Here is a 24,070-nt window from a genome sequence, read left to right as displayed (position 1 = left end):
GACTAGACACAGCCCGGGATTTATTTCATTATGCAAGGCTGTATATTACCTTATAAATTAATAATCTGGTCAAAATAAGATGACAGTCCCTTATGGTGTGTAACAAAAACGATTGTAACATCATGTTTCAAACGTGAAAGACAATTCATAATTATCATTTCATTATTAGTATCTAAAGCAGATGTAGCCTCATCAAGTAATAGTAATTTAGGGTATCGAAGCAATGTTCGCGCCAAAGCTAATCGCTGTCTCTCACCACCCGAAAAATGATATTGATAATTTATTATCTCAGTATCAAGGCCCTTTTCTTCAGATTTTACTAGATCATAAGCATTTACAGATTTTAAAATGTCCCAAACAACCTGATCGTCAATATTTTGTTTCGAATCCATTATCAAATTATCACGAATGGTTCCATCTAAGAAAAAAGAATCTTGAGGAAGATAACCAATCATGCTTCTCCATGCAGGCATAAAATATTCTGTTATCTTCTTCCCATCTACCAGCAATTCACCGGAAAAAGGCTGTTGTAAACCTGATAGGATATCAATAAATGTTGTTTTTCCACAACCCGACCGTCCAACTATTCCTGTTATTTGATTAGCTTTAATAGAGACAGAAAAATCAGAAAACAAGTTGTGACCTTTATGATAACCAAAACTAATATGACTTAATTCTATTGTTTGTTTAAAATTAATAGAGGAAGGAACATTCTCAATTGAAAATTCTTTCTCATCCATCTCTCCATCTAAATCAAGTACTAACTTTGCAGAACTTGATAAAGAGTACACCATATTTACATCTCCATTAATGCCAATGAACTGAGGAAAGATACGTGCAAAAAGTAAAATCAAGATAAACAAAGATTGAAATGGTAAATGAACCTGTCCATAAGCGATATAAATTATCATTACCAACGCTATAACTCCAGTACATGTAAATATGAAAACAGGTGCAGCACTATTCTTTGATTGTTTATTTTGATAGTGCAACATTTGAGTATTTGACTCTGCAAACTTCTGATAGAAGAATGATTCTGAGTTATGAACTTTTGCTAGTTTTACAGTTGTCCAGAAATCATCAATACGCTTTAGCATATTACGGAATGCCTGTACATTTATACTACCATATTTTCTGGCATTTAGCAAGTATCTGCGAAGTATAAAAAGTAAAGCCACTCCAATAAATGTTACATATAGCGTAAACTGTACAGAAATAGACAACGCAACAATAATATGAGCTACAATAAAAAGAGCTTTAGATGACAATCCTAGATAATAGTAATAATATGTCGTCATCTTTGGTATTTCAGTTGTTAGTATCTGTATATGATTATGTTTACTTTTACCATTAAGAAATTGCCAATCACTCATAATTATTTTTTTAAAAAGCTTTTTTCTCATTTCATAAGAAAATCCTTGCTGGTATGTTGATTGCAAAACAGATTGTAAATAATTTAGTAATGCCACAAAGAAAAGGCACAAAACAAAGAAAATGATAACTACAGTCATATTAAGGTTAACGCCAAAAGTTTGCAAAAACTTTTTCAAAAATTTTGTCCACCCGTTTCCATTTCCTGCTGATGGATCAAGCATACCCATTAATGGTATAAGAAGCACAATAGATATACCTTGAGTAAAACCCTGCAAAATAGTAATAGAAAAAAGCGTAACCATTTTCAAAGGGTTATAACTCCAGAATAGTCTGAAACTATGAGCTATGAAATGTTTATCAGACATGTAGTATCCTCCTTCTAATTAAACTGACAGGTCGATATAGATAATATGCCAACTGTGATGAGAATTTGAAATTTGCCACATCATTCATACTTAAAAATATAGCTTTGACACACTTCAACTTATATGATACCTCCGGAAATAAGAAAAATAGATATCTAAAATGTTTATAAGATTGAAATAAAGACTCAGGTTCTACATTTTTTCTATTTATTGAATATTCGGCATATTTAAATATATATCCAAGAGGCTTATTACTTGTCTTAAATGGCAGATGACGATGAAAATGCAAATTAAGCAACTGATCTGTCTGTTTTACAACTTTATCAGCAGAAAATCGATTTACCAACGTATAGAATAAGTCCATATTCAAATCATCCATAGGATAATAAGCAATATCGATTAACCATTTAAGCCTACACCACCCATGCCTTGCTCCATGTAGAATCAGATAAACCAACTCCATCTCTTTATTAAGCACTACAAATAAACGCCCTGCAAAGTTTATCTGGATTAGATTTTTATGAACGATATCCATAAGTTCATCATTACTTATAGGAGTCATACAAGTCAGCGTCCAATGCACTTCCACACAAAATTGCAATTTATCATTATAAAAAGCCATATGATGTGAATTCTTTATAATCAGCTTTCGGCGAAAATCGTCTGCTGTACAAGAACAGTCAATTATACGGAAGCCACGACCCAGCAACAAATCAAGGACTTTTGTTAAGTCATCCAATAAAATAAGCAAATCTATATCATGAGAGAAACGCACTGCCGGATCATTGTAAATTCGGTATGACAGTATCGGACCTTTTATCGGCACAAAAGGTATTAACTCTTTTCTAAAAAGATCTGTTACAGTTATAAAGTTTTTTACATTCCGTAATATTTTCATTTTATCATCCGCAAAACTAGAAGAATTATTTTCTCCTAAAAGCATATCAATTTGCTGATGACTCAGTCTATGGCGATAGTATAACGTTTCACGATTTAGATTCATAATATAATTTAGTTTAAAGAAATCGTTATTTATTTTCACAAAAATAAGTTCAATTTGCAGTAAAATTGTTATATAATCAGATAATAATAGTTAAAATTAACATTAAATACATAAAATAAGAAAACAAAAGCAACAACTCATTGGAAAATAAAATATATTTACGGTGTAAACCAAACGTTTACATATATCATTATCCCATAATAAGCCAAACGACTATAACCATGATAAAATACTTAGGATTTGGACTTAATATTAATTCAGAAATTGAATTTCCTGAATTATTGGAGGCTGATTTTATGACTCCGGATATAGAAATTTTATTGGGAAAGGTACCTGAAATAAAAGATTCTATCAACTTTTCATCGCCGAATTTTGAATATAACATAAACGATAATGAGTTTGCCTTCAAAGTTAAAAATACAGCTTTTTACTATGCAACATCAGGAAGGAAAATCATTGTTGAGCCTATCGGTGAAATAAAAAAGATGAGAGATATCCGACTCTATATTCTAGCCACTGTAATGGCTGCTATATTACTGCAAAGAAGATTAATGCCGCTACACTCTTCTGCCATATCATACCACGGCGAGCTATACTGTATATGCGGAGATTCGGGGGCAGGAAAGACTACTACCGTCTCTTATTTATCAAATAAAGGGTATGACATATTCAGCGATGATATATTAGTGCTAAATAAAGATAAATCAAATAGCATCACAGCTTGCGCTTCTTATCCGATGATCAAATTATGGAGCGACACATTAGACGACATGCATTGTTCAAAATATAGCGAAAAATCTTTTCCTATAATGTCAGGTATGGACAAATACGGATTTTTCTTTCATAAAAGATTCAATACAAATAGACTCATGATTAAAAAGATTTTTATTATAAAGAGACAAGAATGTCATGATATTCTAATTAAAGAAATCAAAGGATTTGAGGCATTCACCTCTTTGATGAAACAAATTTACCGACCGATGCTCATACAAAGCAATTCTCTTAAGCAATTATGTTTTATGATAATTAGTAATTTGGCAAAAGACAGCAAGATATACGAAATAAGTAGACCTATAAACTGCGTACCCAAAACATTATCGAATCAAATCGAAAGCATAATATTAAATTAAACCAAAAATGTAATAATATGAAACGGGATATACGCACAAAAGATTACATTTTATTTATTGAAGCTTGGTGCTTACTTGCATTGGCAAGATTCTTTATATATTCGTTCCCTTTTAAATATATTGTAATAATACTTGAGAGGAAACCTAATAACAGTAAAGCTAATAAAAATGTGAATCCTTTAATTTTAGATGAAATAAGCAATGCTATAAGAAGAGCATGTAACCATAGTTTTTGGAAAACCAAATGCTTTGAACAGGCACTTGCGGGGAAAATCATGCTAAATCATAGACAAATCAATAGTTCTGTATATTTCGGAGTTGCTGATAACGGTGTATTTATGGCACATGCATGGCTTGAATGCGAAGGACGAACCATAACAGGAGGTAGAGGAAAGGATAAATTTGCTGTAATAAATAAATTTCAATGAATTATGAGTGCAATATTCGGAATCATAAATAAGAAGCAGGAATATGTAGACAGTTCCTTAGTCGGTAAAATGCTTGAAGCACTCAATCATAGAGCTCCCGACGGAAGTCAAATCGTTGTAAATAAAAATATGGGAATGGGCAATTGTCGTTTAAACGTATATCCGCAACAAATATACGAAAAACAGCCATTAAAAATTGGACAGTTCACCATTACCGCAGATGCAAGAATAGATAACAGGCATGAACTAGCCAGACACTTCAACATAGATAATGATATGCTAAGTGTGACACCCGACTCCACACTAATTCTTATGGCTTATCAGGAATGGGAAGACATGTGTATAAATCACCTAGAAGGTGAATTTGCCTTTGCCATTTGGGATGAAAAATCTGAAAAACTATTTGCAGCTACAGACCATATTGGATTTCGCCCACTATATTATTATGATACTCCCGACGCATTCATATTCTGCAGTGAAATAAAAGGAATCACAGCAATAAAAGCGACACCCAACTATTTCAATGAAGAATACCTGATTGAATATTTCTATAAGCATGGTAACTTTCAACAAACATTCAACAAAGAAATACTTGCTCTATATGGGGGAAACGTAATGATTATGAAGGATGGAAAATTATCCATAAAGAAATATTGGACATTGGAACCAGCCAATCGTTATCATTTTACAAAAAATGAAGAATGGTATGAATGCCTCAAAGAATTAATGTACAAAGCTGTTGAGAAAAGATTGAACTATGACGTACCAATTGGGTTGACACTTAGCGGAGGGTTGGATTCTGGAAGTATCGCATGTATCTTGTCTGAATTGCTCATGAAAAAGAACAAACCCCTATACACTTTTTCTTCGGTATTGCAAAATGATTATAATGGAACTGAAAAGGATGAACGCGAATATATTGAAATAATCGGCAAACATTGCCCGAACATCATACAAACATATGAAAGTGGACCGGGATTAAACTCTTTCACAAATTTAGAGGAATCATTCAACCGATATGAATCATTCCCAAGTTCAACATCGTATATGGACATCGCTTTATTGAAAGCTGCTCAAAAAAAAGACGTCAAAATATTATTTTCTGGATTCGGGGGTGATTATTGGGTATCATGGAGCGGAAATAGTGTAATTTATGAATTAATAAAACGAGGAAACTTACAGACAGCCTTCAAATTGATTAAACAATTTATGAAAAACGATAACAAGTCATTTACACAAGTATTTCGTGAAATGTACGCCTCGAGAACATCATTATATAAAACTGCCAGATCTATAATTAAAGGAAACAATAACGACAAAGAGAGTGAGGTGAATCTTCTTAATGAAAAATTCATTGAAAAATATGTTTTTTTTCGTAAAGAACAAGAATTAAATGAAACGGTTGTAATGAGAAAGTTAACAAATAATGGATCAATAAGTCAAATGTCAAATATAATACTTACGATGAACGAAACGATGGGTATGACATCAGCCCTTCCTTTATTTGATAAAAATATCTTTGAGTTACTCAACGAGTTACCTATACATTTATTCGTTAATGGAGGATGGAAGAGAGCTTTGATAAGAAATGCAATGAAAGATGTCAATCCTTCTGAAATAAATGAAAGAAAGAATAAATTACCATTTTCACCCGAATGTATTAAACGAGCTTATGATTGCAAAGAACATATACAAAATCTAATAAATGATCCAGATTCTCTATTTATTCTAGATAAATATATTGATAAAAACAAAATGATCCACTACATGGAAAAAATGTCCTTGACATATTCTTCCACGAATACTTCAATAATACCATTAAGAATCTTACAAGCCGGAATAGTGACCGAAATAATATTATATCTAAAAGATAATAATTATATCTTTAATTAATGTTTAACTTTTAAATTAACTAAAATGGAAAAAGGAAAAAAAAGACAAGAAAAGTGGAGTACGCCAAAAGTGGAAATTATCTCTATTAAAGAACAGACCTTAGGTGCTATCGGCACAAATTGGGATCAGCAGGACAATACTCTAAGTTAAATAGAAGTGTAAAAAACAAAGAGGTTATTCTAACGAATAACCTCTTTATTTATGTCCAAATTAAGTTATGCTCGTTCATTCTATCCAAGCAAGATAGAGTTTCATTTTGGCATTGATCTTCATTTACAAGGAATCGAGTTTCTAAATATTTTATTAACTGGTTAACTGAAAGAGGTTCTTTTATTTGTTCCCAAATAATATTTGCCATTTTATTCAGTTTAATATAATTACCGTTTTGAATATCCATCATCACTAATTCATCATCAATCTGTGTGGAAACAAAACGCTCATCATTACGTTTAATAGTAGTGTTAACTGTTATTTTAGACATATTTATTTTGTTAAAAATTATTTACCAATTATAATACCTTTAACTATCCCATAATAACGGCAGTTATATGAAGGTACATAACTGTCACTATAGAAAATCATATTCACATTAATATTAAGATTATCACATGTTCTTATTGTCAATAATTCATTATCTCCAACAATTTCACCAGCAACAGCCTCATCCTTAGGTTTGTTAATGCTGATTATAGCATCAAGGAGTTTTATTTCGTGTCCATTTAAACATGTAATAGCTCCTCTATTCCAAGGATTACAAGCCCTAACCAAATCACATATTTCTTTTGCGCCCATTTTATCCCACTGAATAAAGATATCATTTAAAATAGGCTTATGGTAGTATGCTTGATGCTGTGAATTCATTTTTTTTCCAACAACAGGTATATGATTAGCCAATAAATTCAGAATAAAAAAGACCCCTTCAATACAAACGTTGCTCAGATATTGATTAGCTGTTTCACAATTAAAATAATCTTTATTCTGGATTTCTTTATTCCAAATAACAGGTCCATCATCGAACTTAGGCGAAAGCTGATGAATAGAAACCCCTAGATGTTCTACACCTTTCTTCAACTGCCAGAACACAGGAGAAGGACCTCTATAATCTGGCAAAAGGCCAAAATGTATATTAAATATTATCGGCAGCAAGCTACCCAACTTATCAGTATTCAACAAATGGCCATAACCAAGAATAAAACAAGCATCAAAGTGATGATTATCAAGCCACTTATATACATCTACATTTACATTTTTCTCTTCAGTATAAGGAATCTTTACATGCGATAAGAATCCCATCACACGCTGATTAACATTTTGATCATGACTCAGCGAATAAAAAACCTCAACTTGCAGTCGATTGGCTGCAAGTTGATATATCAGAGGAAACATTGAAGCAGAGTTTGCAATTATACCAATATTCATATTGCTTATTGTGGAGAAGGGTAAATTCCCTCTAATGCTATAATATAATTCATGACAGTATATGGCATCATGTTGTTATGCGGCATGCTGTTCCCTTGCGCTTGAATGGCGTTAGCATTCAATGGAGAATCAGGTTCAGTTGTACCAGAAGGCAGCGTATCGTAATTTTTCACGTTTGCATATACTGTATTGTCTTTAAGTACAGATTTTGCTAGAACTTTATTACCTGTTGGATCGCTGGTAGTGCCATTCACTTGAACAGCATTCAACAAATGAGTATGTGGTGGATTGTTAGTAGCATTCAATTGAACTTGAGAAGTTCCACCTTTAGCAGCTAACACATAATTAGCTCCACCAAGTAGTTGCCCTTTTCCAACCGGCACTTTACCACGCAAATCAGGCAAGTTAAAATTCACTGAGTCTCCACCATAAGTTGTCCCAATAAGTGAATACAAAGCTTCGTTTTGAGAAATAGGCAGCGAACTGCCATCACAGATATGCCAACCTTGAGGAGCATAGTTACCTGCGAATAATCTAATTTCACCTAAAAATGGATCCATATTATTATCTATTTATGTTTATGATTTATGATCTTGGCGGATAATATCCAGTCGTTGCAATGCAATATGACAAAACGAGATAAGGCATTCTATTTTCATGAGGTACAGAACCTCCAGAAGATCCAATACTTGACGGATTCATGTTAACAAGAGCAGCAGCGTCAGAAGGAGCATATCCATAAGATGGTGCAGCATTATTCGCAGTTTGACTACTGTTAGTTTTCACATTAGGATTTCCTAAATAATCAGCTTTTGGAAGAATCGCATCATAAGAATTCACGACATTCATATTATGAGAATGACAAGGCAAATTAGTAGTCAAAAGTGTCACAAACTCACTACCGCCTGCAGTCCCAACACCAGAAGATCCAGGATAAATTCCCAACAAAGTACGACCATTCATATTTGGAATACAAAATGTAGTACTCCCGTTTCCTCCGAATTTTATTCCCAAAAGAGAATATAAAGCAGTAAATTCACGAATATTTAAAGTTCGTCCATCACACGGTACCCAACCAGAAGGAATTAGATTGTAAGGAAATAACCTTATTTCACCTAAATAACTATCCATAATATCATATTTTATATTAAACATTTTAATTTCTAACCGGATATGTTCCATAGCAGCAAATGCAAAAACGAAAGGCCAAATATGGCATCATATTATTGTGTGGAACAGGTGAATCAACACCACAATTGGAACTAATTAGAGCCGTATTGATAAAAGGTTGCCCAACAGAAGAATATGCATATAGTCCGACTGGTTTACCCGAAGATGGAGTAGCAAGAGAATTAGAAATAAATACATTATTACCTGGAGTATCCGTTCCTAAAGCGACATCAGCACCATATCTTAAATCACCATAAAGTTGATGATTATGTTGTCCTAACTGGGCTATTGATATCGGTTCTTGAGTTGTTCCACCGGTTTTTCCTACTTGAAATAAAGAGTTTCTCGAATCAGCACATACAGGAACTCTTTGACGCAGATCTGGAAGGGTAAAATAAGTATTACTATACCCACCATAAAGACCACAAATAACACTATAAAGAGCCTGGTACTGAGTAGCAGAAACCTGTGATCCATCACAAAATAGCCAGCATTCTGGCACAAAGTCATAAGGGAATGCTTTAATTTCACCAACAAAAGGATCCATAATAAAAAGATTAAGTTAATTATTAAAGTTAATTATAACATTTTGTAAAAATAGATAATAGTATTAGACATTATTCTCGCAAAGGCCTTTTTAACAAAATATTTAACATTCCAAATAATATTATACTAATAAATATATGCTATTTTATTATTTATATCGATGTTACACATAAATTTCACACATAAAACAGGCATTTAATATTTATTTCTATTATTTTTTCATAACTTTGCAGCCAACATTCAGGTGTATGACAGCCTTGCACAAAGTTATAAAAGGAAGAAAGTTTAAAACTTTATGTGGACTATTTCTAATAGCCCTCTTTATCAACTATTATGCATGCTCCACCTTATTTCTTCATACCCATTATACACGTTATGGTATAATAGTGCATTCACATCCTTACAAAGGAGCACATACACATACATCAGCTCAATACGAGACAATTGCTATTCTTACTAATTTATTATTCTGCACAACTTTCACATTCTGGAAATGCTTTATTACAAAGATAACAAGAATAATACAATTTAGTTTACATTTAATACATTCCACAAAACTTTCACAGTTCATTTTTTTACGTGCACCACCAACTATCTATTTGTAAACATACATCATAAACACACAAATAGATAAATTATAATAAGCATCAAAACGTAAAAGATGAAAAGATATTATTACATAATAATAGCTGGTGCTATAGCTATGTCTTCATGTAAAGGTACAAACAATTCTGCAAAAGAGCAAGATCATACCACCAATGGAGATACAGTAAGCATCTCAGCCCATTCACCACTGACTAACAAGATAAGAACGTCAGCAGCTACTCTAAAAGACTATCAGCAGATATTTACAGCATCTGGTGTAGTCAAAGCCATACCTAACAAGTACGCAGAAGTGGCATCACCTTTTGCCGGACGTATCATCAAATCTTATGTACATTTAGGACAAAAGGTATGTGCAGGCAGCCCTATTTTTGAAATAAGCTCTGCGGACTTTTTTGAGTCAGTAAAGAATTTCTATCAAGCAAGACAAGAAATGAATGCCGCATACATAAGGTTGAAAAGACAGAAAGACTTATTTAAGAATAAAGTAGGCGCAAAAAAAGAGGAAGAAGATGCCCAACTGGAGTATATGCTGAAAAAGAAAGAAGTTGAAAATGCAAAAGCGGCATTAGCAGTTTATCATATCTCACCCTCACAGATATCACTAAGAAGACCACTCATTGTCCGTTCTCCTATATCCGGTGATGTTGTAAAGAGCGACATTGTAACAGGCCAGTATCTTAAAGACGACGCCAGTCCTGTAGTAACGATAGCCAATCTGGAAAAGGTATGGATGGTAGCCCATGTTAAAGAGAAGGATATACATCTTATCAATAATCTTTCAACAGTAGGGATATCACTTATATCTATGCCCGATAAAGATATAAGAGGCAAAATATACTATATCAGTCAGATGATGGACGAAGATACACACTCTGTAGAAGTAATCATCGAATGTAGTAATGCCAGTCGTATGATGAGACCTGGTATGTATGGCTATGTTAAACTGGCTGACAAACCGATTAAAAAGATAATGATACCCTCATCTGCTGTTTTGCAAGAAGAGACCTCACAGTATGTATTTGTAAAAATAGGCAAAAACAAATATATAAAACGTGAAGTCAAAGCTTCGTCAGCGCCCCATAACATGTCAGTTATTCTCTCAGGTCTAAACCCAGGTGAAGAAATAATAACGCAAGGAGCTTTTTATTTAAATAATATCCTCTGACACCTATGAAAAAGATTATAGATTTTGCTTTCCATCGGCGAGGGCTGATGATTGTAGCATTTTGCTTTATTGCAGTCATAGGATATTACTCATGGAAACAACTGTCAATAGATGCTTATCCTGATATTGCAGATGTTACTGTCGAGGTCTCCACACAGGTTCCGGGACTGGCTTCCGAAGAGATAGAACAGCAGATTACCATACCTATCGAACGTTCTTTGAATGGGCTACCCGGTACAACTGTAATGCGTAGCCGAAGTTCGTTCGGTATCTCGACCATTACTCTTGTGTTCGAAGATGGTGTAGACGATTATTGGGCACGTCAAAGAGTACAGGAGAGATTATCAGATGTAGAACTACCATATAATGCAATTCCAGAATTAGAACCGCTTACATCACCTATAGGCGAGATATATCGCTATGTGATCGAAAGCAAGACTCACAGCCTGCGCGAACTTACAGACATCAATAAATGGGTCGTAATTCCTCGTCTGAAACAAGTTGTAGGAGTAGCAGATGTAAGCAACTTCGGAGGCATTACCACCCAATATCAGATAGAAATCGACCCACATAAGATGGAACAATACGATGTTACACTATCTGATATAAAAGATAAGATAGAAAAGAACAATGTCAATGCAGGCGGAAGTCTGCTCAAGCAAGGCGATCTCAGCTATGTTATTAGAGGTATAGGATTGATAAAAAACATCGATGACCTTGGTAAGATAGTGATTAGTTCTAAAGATGGCGTACCGATATATCTTAATGATATAGGAACATTAAAATATGGCAATTTAGAGCGAAAAGGAGTCTTCGGCTTCTGTGATAATTCGGCTAATATATCAGATGGAGTTGAAGGTAGTGTACAAATGTTGAGGTTCCAAAATCCATCAAAAGTATTAGACGGCATACATCAAGCTGTCGACGAGCTCAACAAGGGTGCTCTTCCTCCCGGCGTAACTATACATCCATTTATGGACCGCACCCAGTTGGTTGATACTACCCTTAACACCGTATCCCATACACTTTTTGAAGGTATGCTACTTGTACTCGCGGTTCTATTCATATATCTTGGCAACTGGAAGGGAGCTTCAATTGTAGCGTTGACCATTCCTCTGTCACTTCTCATATCGTTTATACTGATGCACCTGACAGGCATTCCGGCCAACCTACTGTCTCTTGGTGCTGTCGATTTTGGTATATTAGTAGACGGTTCGATAGTGATTATGGAAACAATCTTGAAGAAAAGGGAGAGTAATCCTCTGGCCAGACTTGAAGAAGAATCTATTCTCAAGCGAACACTTGAAGTTGTACGCCCGATCCTCTTCTCCACACTTATAATCATCACGGCATATCTACCGCTTTTCACTTTCGAGCATATAGAGAAAAAGCTATTCACCCCAATGGCATATACTGTAGGTTATGCCCTGATTGGTGCCATGTGCGTTTCTTTCTTCCTCACACCGGGGCTGTCATATATGATATACCGTAAGCCATTCAAAATATACAAAAACAAATGGCTAGAAAGACTGTCAGATAGCTATCACCATCAAATTATAAAGATATTAGGCAAACCTAAAAAAGTACTGATACCACTAGTTGCAATCCTCATTATGGCTGTAGGACTAAGTTGGATGATAGGAAAAGACTTCCTTCCACCTCTCGACGAAGGTTCTATATGGGTGCAGATGGAACTTCCCCCGGGAATATCCATGGAGAAATCCAAACAGATGTCTGTCGACTTCAGAAAAGAAATAAAGAAATTCGATGAAGTGTCGTATGTAATGACTCAAGTTGGCCGAGACGATCAGGGAACAGATGCTTTCTCACTCTCGCATGTAGAATGCTGTATCGGACTTAAACCTTATAGTACATGGAAAAGCGGACTTACTAAAGCCCAACTTATAGAAAAGATGTCTGAATCCATAAAGAAGATGCCTGGTTACACCATCGGATTTTCACAACCTATATTGGATATGGTAATGGATCAGGTAGCAGGAGCACACAGTGATCTCGCATTGAAAATATACGGAGATGACCTTGGCGAGATACGCCATGTGGGAGAGCAGGTAGTTAAGAACCTACAACAGGTGAAAGGAGCTAAAGACGTAACCATAGATGAGGAGCCGCCTCTACCACAATTGCAAATCATTGCCAACAGAAACAAGATTGCGATGTACGGATTAAATATATCAGACGTAGCAGACGTTATAGAAATGGCCATCGGAGGAGCGCCTATCTCTGAGATTTTCAAAGGCAGCAAATCATATGATGTTACATGCAAATACAATGAAGCTAGCAGAGACACCCCTGAGAAGATAGGCAATCTAATGCTGACTACAAATACAGGTGTGAAGATTCCGTTATCACAAGTAGCAACAATCAAACTTACATCAGGTGCCAGTTGCATATCACGAGAGATGAATAAGAGACACCTTACCGTAAGAGTAAACTTGCGTGGAGTAGACTTGACGACATTCCTTCGTAATGCCAATCATCGTATAAACAAAAATATCTGTTACAACCGCCAGAAGATAAATCTACAATGGGGAGGGCAATTCCAAAACCAGCAAAGAGCATACTCCAAACTCGCTGTTGTTATCCCTCTCACATTAGGAATCATGCTATTACTGCTGTTTATCGCATTTGGTAAATTCCGCCAGGCCATATTACAGATGAGCGTCATACCGTTAGCCCTGTTTGGAGGAATGCTTGCACTCAACTTGCGTGGAATGACATTCAATGTCTCTTCTGCCGTAGGTTTTATTGCATTAATAGGTGTAGCTATACAGAACGGAGTGATTATGGTATCGCACATCAACGACTTGAGAAAAAAAGGCAAAAATCTGCACGATGCAGTAGCAGAAGGCTGTATGCATCGTTTCCGTCCTATCATCATGACCGCAACCGTTGCTGTTCTAGGTCTTTTCCCGGCCTCTATCACAACAGGTATTGGTTCTGATGTACAGCGCCCCCTTGCCACAGTCATTGTATATGGACTGTTGTTCTCTACCATAATAACACTGTATATGCTCCCTGCATTATACTTTATGATGGAAAAGAGACATGAGAAGAGTGATTTTAACAACAATATTCAACAATTGCCAAATGATGAAAAATCAGATAAATAGACTTTTACTATTAGTAATTCTAATCATAGCATTAGTACAGTCGGGATATTCTCAGACAGTAATTAGCCCTATAACATACTCACGTTTCATCAACAAAGTTGACTCCGGTAATTTGGATTTTGCAGCTCAGAAATTGAATGTGAGCATTGCAGAGGCACAAGTTATAGCAGCAAAAGTAAGAAACGACCCACAATTAGGCATTAATTACTTTAATAATGAACAACCGTCAAAACAGATGGGTTATGGCGGTTCGGTATCAATATCCCAGACTGTCACCTTTGGAAAGAGATCAGCAGCCATAAAACTGGCAAAGAGTGAGAATCAACTGTCCCAATCTCTTTTGGCCGATTACCTAAGAAATCTACATGCAGATGCCGCCATATCTTTCTATAGTGCGCTGAAGCAAAAGATGTTGTATCAAGTCAAGCAGCATGCATATCAAAGCATTCTAAGTCTGGCAAAATCGGATAGCATACGTTATGCTAAGGGTGAGATAATGGAGATAGATGCCATTCAGAGCAAAGTAGAAGCGGGCGTAGAATATACCGATTTACTTCAAGCAGCTACAGACAGAGACAAGGCGTATTCAGACCTGTCACTTTATACAGGTACAAAAAAGGTATCTCTTATTTATCAACCCGATGCAGACTTGCGGTTGCCATACAATAGTTTCAATTTGTCAGATCTCATACAACGGGGTATCACCGAGAGAGCTGACCTTGTAGCAGCCATGCAAAATGTTGATGTAGCAGGCAAAGCACTCGTTGTAGCCAAAAGAGAGAAGAACATCGATCTTACAGTATCTCTTGAAGTGCAGCATAGTGCCGAAGTAAAAAACGAGATAGCTCCTGCCCCTTCATACAACAGTTATAATGCAGGTTTATCTATACCTATCCCGTTTTCGAAATTGAATAAGGGTAATATAATGGCTGCTCAGAGACGTGTAGAACAGGCATCTCTGCAATACGATCAGGCTGTACTTCAGGTTCAGAATGATATATTAAAATCATATACTCAATACGAATCGGCCGCCAAACAAGTACGTCATTTCGAAGATGGACTATTAAAGCAGGCTAAAGATGTATTAGATGGCAAGATATACAGTTATAAAAGAGGAGATATATCTCTTCTTGAGGTACTTAATGCGCGTAGAACTTACGATGATGTACAAAGTAAATATATCGAGACCCTTTTTGATTACGATTCTGCATTAGTAGAGTTGCAAAGGAGTGTAGGCAGTGAGAATCTGAAATAAGCAATTAATAAAAAAGGGGATACTTCAATACTTGGAATTGAATATCCCCTTTTTTAATAGAAAGTTAAAATCAAAAGTGGACAATTAAGATCACACGATCTCCAACTTAAAATATCGTTTTCTGATAATCCATATTCTTAGCAGCCAGATAGCAAAAAAACCATTACTGACTATTTCATAAATGCTATCAAAAGGATTTGGAATAGTAATAAACCTTTTAAGAATCCAAAGAACAAGATCGATATTGAACAGCCAGTTCCAGAATTTTTCACGATCAGAGAAAACTACTTTCTTAGATTCCTCATTACCAATATGAACTGTAATCTTGCTCTCAATAAACTTATAGGTACTTCGTATTGTGATTTGATAAATACCGGCTTGCAGTTGTATATCTACCGGTTCATCTTTTATAAACCCCAATAATTGTCCGTTAATATACAGATAGTGGGGAATCTTTATAATTTGTTTCCTTTTTGGAGATATTGTAAGAATTGACATTTACTATTCTTTAGTAGGTTTTAACCCTAACACTTTGTCTTTACAAAGTTATTTTATTTGCTTGTTTACGATAAGTGCAAAAATAAAATTAATATATAACATAAACAAACTTTCAATAGAATAGATAATGATTTTAACATTGATTGCAATAATGTCAAATCGAGCAAATTCAGCATCTAAACAGCATACATGTTATTAATAATGAGCCCTACAAGATACAGGACTCATACAAATACGAATAATTGATCGTTCAATATTCCGTGTTCTCTTTATTTAGCCATATTATAGACCATTCTATATAACGAGTGAATAGTTAGTGCTTCGTCCCCCCTCTTCATTTTTGACAAGAATGCCTTTTGCCAATAAATCTTTTAGATCATTTAGGGCTGTATCATTAGAACATTTAGCGATCTTAGCCCATTTACCAGATGTAAGCTTTCCAAAGAAATCATCAAATAGCATATTGATTATTTTTCGTTGCCGTTCATTAAATTGAACGTCCTTATTTCGCTCCCAGAATCTATTTTTTTCGAGAACAGATGAAATAGAGGATTCTGTCGACGCTAGAGCTTTCTCAAAACATCTCAAAAACCACAATAGCCACTCTGTTATATCACCGTTACCCCTTTGAGTGCGTTCAAGAACTTCGTAATATTCTTTTTGCATCAGTTTTATTTCAGTAGACATACTGTAAAAACGACGATTAGAGTTTTCCGAACGAGCTAATAGCATATCAGTTATAGCCCTGGCAATTCTTCCATTACCATCGTCAAAAGGGTGGATAGAAACGAACCAAAGGTGAGCTATCGCAGCTTTAATCACGGCATCAAGTTCTATATTTTCATTGAACCACTTTATAAAAATGCCCATTTCTTCTGCCAGTCGTTCCGGTTTGGGAGCCTGATAATGCACCTGCTCTTTACCCATAGCTCCAGAAATCACCTGCATCTCACCGGTCCTATATTTACCAACTTCTATTTCATATAAGCCACTTCTTCCTGTTGGAAAAAGGACATTATGCCAACCAAAAAGCCTCTCATCCGATAAAGGCTTATTATAATTTTGTGTAGCATCAAGAAGCATTTCAACGACACCTTCAACATAACGAGAAGAAGGAACCAACCCAGCTGCATTAATGCCCAGACGACGTGCAATTGACGAACGCACCTCAGAGAGATTCAAGATTTCGCCCTCTATCTCCGAAGAGCGTACAAGTTCCAACGACATGGTGGTTAACATAGCATCATCTTGAAAGTCAAATCCTATAGAGGTCATGCGGCCAAGCATTAGGCCTTGTTGAGCTCTAACTTTTCCAAGAAGATTTAATATCTTTTCATTATCGTATTGAAATCTCCACCAATTTTTTCTTTCGTGCAAATACATAACTATGTTTTTTGCAAAAATACAACTTTTCGGCGAATAAACAATCTATTCGCCGTTTTTTTTCGGCGAATAGATTTATTAATTACCGAACAGACATGCAATTGTTCAGTTTTCTACGTAAATCTTTTATTCCCTTTCACAGAGGCTCCCTCCCCTACGAAGAGAATGAGCTGCCGGTGATCACACCGAGCACGGCTGTTGCCACGGTGATCACGATCTTCAAAATAAGGCTCCAGGTGGAGGTTAGAATCTTACTCATATTTGTTCCTCCTTTAAGATGCAACAAGTCAACATTCTTCACCTGAAAAAGTAAAGAGCCGCAGGTTATTCTTCTTCACCTGCGGCTCTCTTCTCCTTCTATATCCTCTTACGGATTAGTCGTTTTCTCTGCTACAACTGCGTTTTTTGGAGCTTCGGTGACAGTCGCACCCTCAAGGAATTTCTTGTTACGGGTACCGTTGCTGTCGGTAGAACGTTCCGGTTGGAAGTTCACGCGAAGGCCTTTCACGTTCTTTGCTACCGAGTAATCCTTCACAGTTGCACTGCCCGTGCCCTTGATTCCTATCTTGAAGCTGCCGAAACCGTCCAGTTTCACACGAGCTGACTGCTGAAGCTGGTCGGTCATGGTCTCTACAAGCTCTGCAAGTACCGCTAGGATATCACTTTTCTTCACCGTACAGTTACGCTGCATGATCTCTGCAAGGCCGTTAGTGTCGATCATGTTCGTTACGATTGAACGACCGAACCACTTCCCTTTAGTTGCACTTGTCAAACGCTTATCCTGAGATAATTTGTAAAATATTGGCATGTTACATACATCATTTTTAAATTGTTAAACACTCACGGATTACTAGCTTCGCCCACTCACGGTTTCGGTCGTACGCCCGGCTTCGCCGAGGCTCTGCCTTCCATGGCTCAGGACTTTCCTGAACACTCTTTTGCAATTCCTGATTGGAACGCCATATACAATGGCAGCGTAAGCAAGACGCCTGTCCTACCCACATTATAATCACTCAATTTAATGGCATGATAGACATGATATTTATCAGAAAATTTCAAAATAGTATTGGTACTCTTGGTATTTCCTTATTTGGCTTTTACTTCCAGCAACACATATCCATCCTTATAGCGTATCACAAAGTCAACTTCTAGGCCGGAATCTTTGTTTGATCATTTTTTGATGGCAACTTTTGTTAATTCATTTATTTTCAACATGTTAATTAATTATTAAACGATGGACTGTGATTAACTACTAAACATAAAATACTCCGCTAACTTTAAAGAAGATCCCCAAAAGTGTAATTTTTCTGATTTAGCTTGTTTCCTTTCATTTTTTTTCTTATTTTTGCATCAAACAAAGTTAATTAGTAATATGGTGATGGACAATAAATATATTTTCGGAAGACTAGGATTTTCCGATACAGATCTAGACGAGAGAGAGCTTTCTTTCTCTTCTGAAAAATTTTTGTCCAAAAAAGAAAAGAAAAGAGTTTTTTATTATGGCAAGGGAAAAACTGAGCAAGTAAAAACTCGTTTTTATTGGGTTGAGACAAATGGTATGTCAACCGAAGATATTAAAGCTATTCATGAGAGGATTTGGAATGAAAACAAAGCAGATTTACTTATCTTAGAGACAGCTAATTCTATTGACATTAAATATGTTAGTACTTCCCCCAAAGAGGATTTATTGAATATCGTCAATATCCCTAAAAATATAGAAGATTCTGCTCTTCTTAATAAAATTAGCAAGGAACATATTACAACAGGTGCATTTTGGATTGAATATAGTGATGCCCTTGAAAGGATAAAACGGCAACACAAAACTGTAGATCAGGCTCTTGTGGAAAGCCTTAGTATTCTGCGAAAAAGATTGGAGGAAATTTATTCAATGACTGTTGTAGATAAAACTTCAAGTGGAAGAATTGTGCAAGCTCTGATTGACAGAACTCTCTTCATTAAATTTCTAGAAGATAAAAAAATCATAAATTCTGTATTTTATCAGAAATATTTTGGCGATAAAAATATTCATTATAAGAACCTACTATTAAAACAAAATGCCAAATTTGTCAACGAACTATTCTGTCGAATTAATGAGGTCTTTAAAAACAAATTGTTCGAAACACCTGAAATAAGAGAACAAGATTTATTAGCTACTGCTATGACAGCCATTGCACATACAATTGATGGTACAACTCAGAATGGTCAATTAAGCCTTTTTGATTTCCAGTTTGATATTATTCCCATCGAATTCATCAGCCATATATACCAAATTTTTCTCGATGACAAGAAAGCAAAACAGGGCATTTTTTATACTCCAGAAGGACTGGCTAAACTATTACTTGAGAATGTAATAACAGACACAGGAACGATTCTCGATCCTTCTTGTGGATCAGGGATTTTCTTGGTTCTTGCCTTCCGTAATATGTATAAAGCCCCAAATGTAGAGATGTCCACATATGATAAGATTCAGCATCGTCTTAATTTTATAAAGGACCATATCTTTGGTATAGAAATTGAAAATACGGCAGCAAGACTTGCTGTCTTTTCTCTTTATTTGGAAGTACTAAATGGCATTACTGCGGAAGACTTAAATACTTTGATTACGAGTATAATCCGAGATGAGAACGGAAAATCTTTATTCTCTATTGACTTTAGCGATAATATACAGGAAAAGAATGCATTAATAGAAGGAAAAGGAAGCCCTTTTTATGGTAAACATTTTAAATATATTGTAGGTAATCCGCCTTGGTTCCTTATCAAAAAAGGAAATTTAGATGTAGATTACAAGAATAATGACTTTTATTGGAATAAATACAAATTGTTTTTTTCAAAAGAACGACAAATTTCCCAATGTTTTTTACATAGAATTATTGCATGGAGCTCTAAAGAAACTCGTTTTGGATTTATAGTAAATAGCAGTAATTTTATTAATGAGTCAGATAATTTTCAGAAATTCATATTATCGACCTATAAGATAGAAAAGATTTTTGAATTATATCACATAAGAGAAATTCTATTTGATTATGCAACAGAACCTGCTTGTCTTCTCGTTTTTAATCGAAATAACTCCATAAAAGGTGCGATAGAATACTATTTACCTAAATTAAATAGCTTTGCAAAAACATTCAGAACCATTCTCCTAAACACCAGTGATGCCATAACCATAAAGCAAGAAGATCTTCAAGAAGGAAAAATCCGACTAAGAGATTTTCTTATTGGAAACCAGAATGAAATTTCTTTGGCTGACAAGATAGAGAAAAACACTATACCTATAGAGAAAATCATGCTTAAAGATAGGAGGCCTAGTTTTCGTGGATTTGAAGATTGGGGATCAGATGCTTTAAAAAAAGAATTCGGAAAGGATAAAAGTACACTTTCTGATGAAGAGTACAAAAGGTATGAGGAAACCTTTCGTAACAGATATTATAGCAATTCAAGAGATACTAATCACCCTATTCCCTTCTTAAAATCAGCTCAAATAAGTAGATTTAGAATTGAGAAAGTAAGTTCTTACTGTAGAGAAAACATATCTTCATTTCATAGACCAAGAGCATCTCATATTTATGAAGGAGAAAAAATTTTATGTTCTCGGATAGGAGATGAAATTTGTACTTTACTTTCCAATAGTAAGTTATATTTCGGATCCGATGTTTACTCTATAAAACTTCAAAAAACAGAATTATATAATGTGATAAACTGTTGTCTTAATTCTGATTTAATAAACTTTTTCTCCCAAGTGAAACTAAGGAAGCGTATTGGGGGATCCCTATCCCGTCTAGATTCTCCCGATTTAAAAAGGCTCCCTGTCCCCAAAAGGTTTGATAAAAATATTATTGAAAAGTTAGATATATTATCAAGAAACATAACAAATGGTATTTATTCTTTCGAAGAAAAAAGGAAAGAAATGAATAATTTAGTCTTCGATCTATATGATATGAACTATATTGAAAGACAACGCATCTCTGATTTCTTTATCAGAAACATAAATACGGAAATCACGATGAAGATGTTTGAAGATTATTGCATTACTTTCCTTAAAACCATTAAAAGGGTCATTAAGACAGGAATAGTCAAAATTGAATATACCTATAATTTAAAAACCCCGTTTGATATTGCTGGCGTAAGAATCACTTTTGGAAATAAACCAACAGAATTACCAACAATAGACAAAGTTCAGCTTTCTATCAATTATGAAATGTTGAAAAGAGTAGGAAACTCTCTCTTAATTTCTTTGAAAGAAAGAATTTACACAGAAGACAGTATTTTTATTATAAAGGACAGAAATCCCCAAAATTGGACAAAATCAGCAGCATATGATGATGCCACAATTGAAATTTGCAAACTACTACAGAAATGAGTGATATAAAATTTCAATACATATCGACTTCTAACAATGAAACAGAAGCATTCCAATGTATGCGTAAAAAACATATACTGGAAGCGTCTTCGTTTACAGACAATTTTTTTTTGACACATATATTTGACTATCTGGCAAAGGCATATGATAGTTTTTCTCTTTCCATAAAAGTGGGTCTAAGATCAAAAAAAGAAGAGGAAATTACAGATCGTATTCGTAGAAGTCTTCAATGTGATGAAGATTTCATATTGGAAGGATTTAAGGTAAATTCAGAGCCAAGGAACCAAGATATTGCAATAGGATATTATGACTTAAAATTTGAGCATAGCGATTGGCTAAATGAATATTTTGTATTAGAATGCAAACCTATAAATACGACGAAAAGCAAGATAGATGCTTATATTCATAAAAAAATAAAAAGTGGAGATGATGGTGGAATCTACCGTTTCCTAATTAATAAGTATGCAACAAACAAAAGTTTTGGAGGAATGTTAGGATATATAATCTCAGATAAACCAGAAGATGTTTTGACTAAATTAAAAGTAAATATCTCATCATTAAAAATTTCTACAAGTAATTTAATTTTTGGAACTTTAGAGGATGAACAGTTGCTCGAACAACCTATCAGTCAGTTTAAATATAGCTTTCAATCAAAACATACGCGAATATATCAAAATCATTTGATAACACCTATTCATATTTTTCATCTTTTTATGGATTTTACATAATAATATAATACTGCTTTATTTCATTAGAAATACGTTGATTGGAACATTGTATAATCTTATAAATATCTTTATTTTTTGTTTTTGATTTTTTTTCATCAAAGCAAGACCTAAGATCATTTATATTTTTCTTTTTCAAATCATCCTTTTGCGTCGTATATTCAATAAATACGATCCTATTTTTATCATCTATTATAAGAGTATCTGGAGTTCCTTTTTTTGTTTTAATTTTATTTACTACGCTCCCTCTAGATTCTATTTCATTAGGTCTTAATTCATAATTGAAGAACAAATCACCCATTTCTTGAAATAGAACTTCATTCATATTGAGGATCTTGTTCCTTATCTCAGATAATATTATATTATCACTCATATCTATTATTCATTTTTGTTTATATATCAGATTTCTCTTTAAAAAACAAGCAAAAATAATAAAATTAAATTATGAGCGCTAATAATTGTACATTATTCTTCACTTTAAAGATAAAATTATCCATTAAAATTATTACCTTTGTACCTTTATTATCTTTTAATTCAGATGAAATCCAGCAACAGCATACTAAAGTTAAAGATTTTGCCGCTAAAAACTTTTCAATATCCGACAAGTGTGACGATACTGATGAATATGAAGAGACGAGCTCTTTATAGTATCTAGTTTAAATACAAAACAAAGAATGTCAGAAGACCTAATAAAACAAGCCACAACAGTTGACGAACAAATAGAAAAATTAAAGTCACGAGGAATGACAATCGAAGATGAAGAGAAAGCTAAAGAGAATCTGATGGATATTGGCTACTTCAGATTAGGATTCTACGCATTTCCTTTCGAAAAGACATATCCAAGAATAACAAAAAGAAACCATGAATACGCAAAAGAATCCAAATTTGAATATATCATTCAGTTGTACTATTTTGATTTTGACTTACGTAATATCTTTCTAAGATATATTAGTCGAATAGAAATCAACCTTAGAACGACATTAATATACTTAGCCTCTAACAAATATAAAGATGATCCTTTTTGGTATGTGAATTCAAAAGTCGTAAAGTCTAGTTTCATCCATAACGACAAGTACAAGCAAGCTATTGCCGATACGAAAAAAGAACGTGTAGTAAAAGAAGATCTTAAAAATCATGATAACAGAGAATATGCACCGGCATGGAAAGTTATAGAATTCTTCAGCTTCGGTATTATCATAAAACTCTACGAAAATCTGATTGACTGGAATTTAAAGGTAAATATTGCCCAGGTGTATGGAACAAGTCCAAGTCAATTCTTAGATTATATCAATGTAATTAGACAATTACGAAATTATAGTGCACACGGAAAGGTGCTTTTTGACATGAACTTCCCAAAGCCTATAGGTAATGGACCTGCAGGAGAAATGGGAGCAAGAAAGAGCATGTTATCAGGAGCATATATGGTATTTAAATATTTTCTTGGACGAGTCTCCAGCAATAGGGTTGACGAAATGATTGAACTACTCAAAGCCGCTTTCAATAAAGTATCATGCAAATGTGTAAAAGAAAAGATTGAAAGTAATTCAGGATTTAGATTAAATGATTTATAAGCTAATCAATAAAAAGTAAATAATTTATAAATAATCTATTATATAATACTG

At 34.5% G+C, this 24,070-nt stretch carries 24 protein-coding genes; 12 read left to right on the top strand and 12 right to left on the bottom strand.

All coding sequences use genetic code 11. From position 1 onward, the window contains the following. Positions 1–50: 50 nt before the first annotated feature. Together XYLOR_RS01025 and XYLOR_RS01020 are read right to left on the bottom strand one after the other, a co-directional pair. Positions 51–1,739, bottom strand: coding sequence for an ATP-binding cassette domain-containing protein (locus XYLOR_RS01025; RefSeq protein ID WP_036876191.1), 1,689 nt, complete (start codon positions 1,737–1,739; stop codon positions 51–53). Next, positions 1,732–2,742: a nucleotidyltransferase family protein gene (locus tag XYLOR_RS01020; protein WP_154655641.1), complete on the bottom strand. Its 1,011-nt coding sequence runs from the start codon at positions 2,740–2,742 to the stop codon at positions 1,732–1,734. The genes XYLOR_RS01025 and XYLOR_RS01020 overlap by 8 nt, the downstream gene beginning before the upstream one ends. Before the next feature lie 221 nt (positions 2,743–2,963). On the opposite strand from XYLOR_RS01020, the gene XYLOR_RS01015 reads away from it, so the two are divergent. The 4 genes from XYLOR_RS01015 to XYLOR_RS14085 are packed head-to-tail and all read left to right on the top strand — an operon-like array spanning position 2,964 to position 6,343. Beyond that, positions 2,964–3,872: a hypothetical protein gene (locus XYLOR_RS01015; protein ID WP_051508811.1), complete on the top strand. Its 909-nt coding sequence runs from the start codon at positions 2,964–2,966 to the stop codon at positions 3,870–3,872. 17 nt (positions 3,873–3,889) lie between these two features. Next, a complete protein-coding gene (locus XYLOR_RS01010; RefSeq protein ID WP_051508810.1) occupies positions 3,890–4,300 on the top strand; it encodes a lasso peptide biosynthesis B2 protein in 411 nt (136 codons plus the stop codon). A 3-nt stretch (positions 4,301–4,303) separates the two neighbouring features. After that, on the top strand, positions 4,304–6,193 hold the full coding sequence (locus XYLOR_RS01005; RefSeq protein WP_036876188.1) for an asparagine synthase-related protein: 1,890 nt from the start codon (positions 4,304–4,306) through the stop codon (positions 6,191–6,193). A 24-nt stretch (positions 6,194–6,217) separates the two neighbouring features. Further along, on the top strand, positions 6,218–6,343 hold the full coding sequence (locus XYLOR_RS14085; protein WP_258575512.1) for a hypothetical protein: 126 nt from the start codon (positions 6,218–6,220) through the stop codon (positions 6,341–6,343). A gap of 49 nt (positions 6,344–6,392) precedes the next feature. Here XYLOR_RS14085 and XYLOR_RS01000 read toward each other — a convergent pair whose 3' ends face one another. From XYLOR_RS01000 to XYLOR_RS00980, 5 genes are read right to left on the bottom strand one after another with little or no spacing between them, the layout of a single operon-like run. Next, positions 6,393–6,674: a PqqD family peptide modification chaperone gene (locus XYLOR_RS01000; RefSeq protein ID WP_036876187.1), complete on the bottom strand. Its 282-nt coding sequence runs from the start codon at positions 6,672–6,674 to the stop codon at positions 6,393–6,395. Positions 6,675–6,691: 17 nt separating this feature from the next. Beyond that, the gene (locus XYLOR_RS00995) at positions 6,692–7,612 is read right to left on the bottom strand and encodes a formyltransferase family protein (RefSeq protein ID WP_036876186.1); all 921 of its coding nucleotides are present in this window, start codon (positions 7,610–7,612) and stop codon (positions 6,692–6,694) included. A gap of 5 nt (positions 7,613–7,617) precedes the next feature. Continuing rightward, positions 7,618–8,172, bottom strand: coding sequence for a phage tail protein (locus XYLOR_RS00990; protein ID WP_036876185.1), 555 nt, complete (start codon positions 8,170–8,172; stop codon positions 7,618–7,620). Between the two features lie 25 nt (positions 8,173–8,197). Then, positions 8,198–8,794 carry a phage tail protein gene (locus XYLOR_RS00985; protein ID WP_084608500.1) on the bottom strand — a complete coding sequence of 199 codons (597 nt, stop codon included), beginning with the start codon at positions 8,792–8,794 and terminating at the stop codon, positions 8,198–8,200. Continuing rightward, positions 8,769–9,329 (bottom strand): phage tail protein, encoded by a 561-nt coding sequence (locus XYLOR_RS00980; RefSeq protein WP_036876183.1) that lies wholly within the window; start codon positions 9,327–9,329, stop codon positions 8,769–8,771. Before XYLOR_RS00980 ends, XYLOR_RS00985 begins: the two co-directional genes overlap by 26 nt. A gap of 247 nt (positions 9,330–9,576) precedes the next feature. Here XYLOR_RS00980 and XYLOR_RS14215 point away from each other — a divergent pair, with 247 nt between their 5' ends. From XYLOR_RS14215 to XYLOR_RS00960, 4 genes are read left to right on the top strand one after another with little or no spacing between them, the layout of a single operon-like run. Then, the gene (locus XYLOR_RS14215) at positions 9,577–9,933 is read left to right on the top strand and encodes a DUF8478 family putative metalloprotein (protein WP_036876181.1); all 357 of its coding nucleotides are present in this window, start codon (positions 9,577–9,579) and stop codon (positions 9,931–9,933) included. A 56-nt stretch (positions 9,934–9,989) separates the two neighbouring features. Then, complete coding sequence (locus XYLOR_RS00970) at positions 9,990–11,099, top strand: efflux RND transporter periplasmic adaptor subunit (protein ID WP_036876176.1); 1,110 nt, start codon at positions 9,990–9,992, stop codon at positions 11,097–11,099. Between the two features lie 5 nt (positions 11,100–11,104). Next, entirely contained in the window at positions 11,105–14,230 is a 3,126-nt protein-coding gene (locus tag XYLOR_RS00965) for an efflux RND transporter permease subunit (protein WP_036876174.1), read from the top strand. Beyond that, complete coding sequence (locus XYLOR_RS00960) at positions 14,208–15,485, top strand: TolC family protein (protein ID WP_245601930.1); 1,278 nt, start codon at positions 14,208–14,210, stop codon at positions 15,483–15,485. Before XYLOR_RS00965 ends, XYLOR_RS00960 begins: the two co-directional genes overlap by 23 nt. A 90-nt stretch (positions 15,486–15,575) precedes the next feature. Here XYLOR_RS00960 and XYLOR_RS00955 read toward each other — a convergent pair whose 3' ends face one another. From XYLOR_RS00955 to XYLOR_RS00945, 4 genes are all read right to left on the bottom strand, one after another. Continuing rightward, the gene (locus XYLOR_RS00955) at positions 15,576–15,983 is read right to left on the bottom strand and encodes a hypothetical protein (RefSeq protein WP_036876171.1); all 408 of its coding nucleotides are present in this window, start codon (positions 15,981–15,983) and stop codon (positions 15,576–15,578) included. 294 nt (positions 15,984–16,277) lie between these two features. Then, positions 16,278–17,366 carry a Fic family protein gene (locus XYLOR_RS00950; RefSeq protein WP_036876168.1) on the bottom strand — a complete coding sequence of 363 codons (1,089 nt, stop codon included), beginning with the start codon at positions 17,364–17,366 and terminating at the stop codon, positions 16,278–16,280. A 154-nt stretch (positions 17,367–17,520) separates the two neighbouring features. After that, entirely contained in the window at positions 17,521–17,625 is a 105-nt protein-coding gene (locus tag XYLOR_RS13735; protein WP_154655640.1) for a smalltalk protein, read from the bottom strand. A gap of 108 nt (positions 17,626–17,733) precedes the next feature. After that, positions 17,734–18,174, bottom strand: coding sequence for an HU family DNA-binding protein (locus XYLOR_RS00945; protein WP_036876165.1), 441 nt, complete (start codon positions 18,172–18,174; stop codon positions 17,734–17,736). Between the two features lie 21 nt (positions 18,175–18,195). Between XYLOR_RS00945 and XYLOR_RS13730 the strand changes: the two genes are divergently transcribed. The 3 genes from XYLOR_RS13730 to XYLOR_RS00935 all read left to right on the top strand — a co-directional run bounded on the left by XYLOR_RS13730 (position 18,196) and on the right by XYLOR_RS00935 (position 22,451). Beyond that, a complete protein-coding gene (locus XYLOR_RS13730) occupies positions 18,196–18,375 on the top strand; it encodes a hypothetical protein (RefSeq protein WP_154655639.1) in 180 nt (59 codons plus the stop codon). Between the two features lie 369 nt (positions 18,376–18,744). Beyond that, positions 18,745–21,723 carry an N-6 DNA methylase family protein gene (locus XYLOR_RS00940; RefSeq protein ID WP_169730541.1) on the top strand — a complete coding sequence of 993 codons (2,979 nt, stop codon included), beginning with the start codon at positions 18,745–18,747 and terminating at the stop codon, positions 21,721–21,723. Further along, positions 21,720–22,451, top strand: coding sequence for a hypothetical protein (locus tag XYLOR_RS00935; RefSeq protein WP_036876157.1), 732 nt, complete (start codon positions 21,720–21,722; stop codon positions 22,449–22,451). Before XYLOR_RS00940 ends, XYLOR_RS00935 begins: the two co-directional genes overlap by 4 nt. Here the strand turns inward: XYLOR_RS00935 and XYLOR_RS00930 are convergent. Next, positions 22,444–22,821: a hypothetical protein gene (locus tag XYLOR_RS00930; RefSeq protein WP_036876154.1), complete on the bottom strand. Its 378-nt coding sequence runs from the start codon at positions 22,819–22,821 to the stop codon at positions 22,444–22,446. The genes XYLOR_RS00935 and XYLOR_RS00930 overlap by 8 nt on opposite strands. A 301-nt stretch (positions 22,822–23,122) precedes the next feature. On the opposite strand from XYLOR_RS00930, the gene XYLOR_RS00925 reads away from it, so the two are divergent. Next, positions 23,123–24,019: an Abi family protein gene (locus XYLOR_RS00925; RefSeq protein WP_036876152.1), complete on the top strand. Its 897-nt coding sequence runs from the start codon at positions 23,123–23,125 to the stop codon at positions 24,017–24,019. Positions 24,020–24,070 lie beyond the last annotated feature (51 nt).

Source organism: Xylanibacter oryzae DSM 17970 (assembly GCF_000585355.1).
GTDB lineage: Bacteria > Bacteroidota > Bacteroidia > Bacteroidales > Bacteroidaceae > Prevotella > Prevotella oryzae.
The sequence above is the reverse complement of the archived record's forward strand: the minus strand, read 5'-3'. Positions and strand labels throughout refer to the sequence as shown.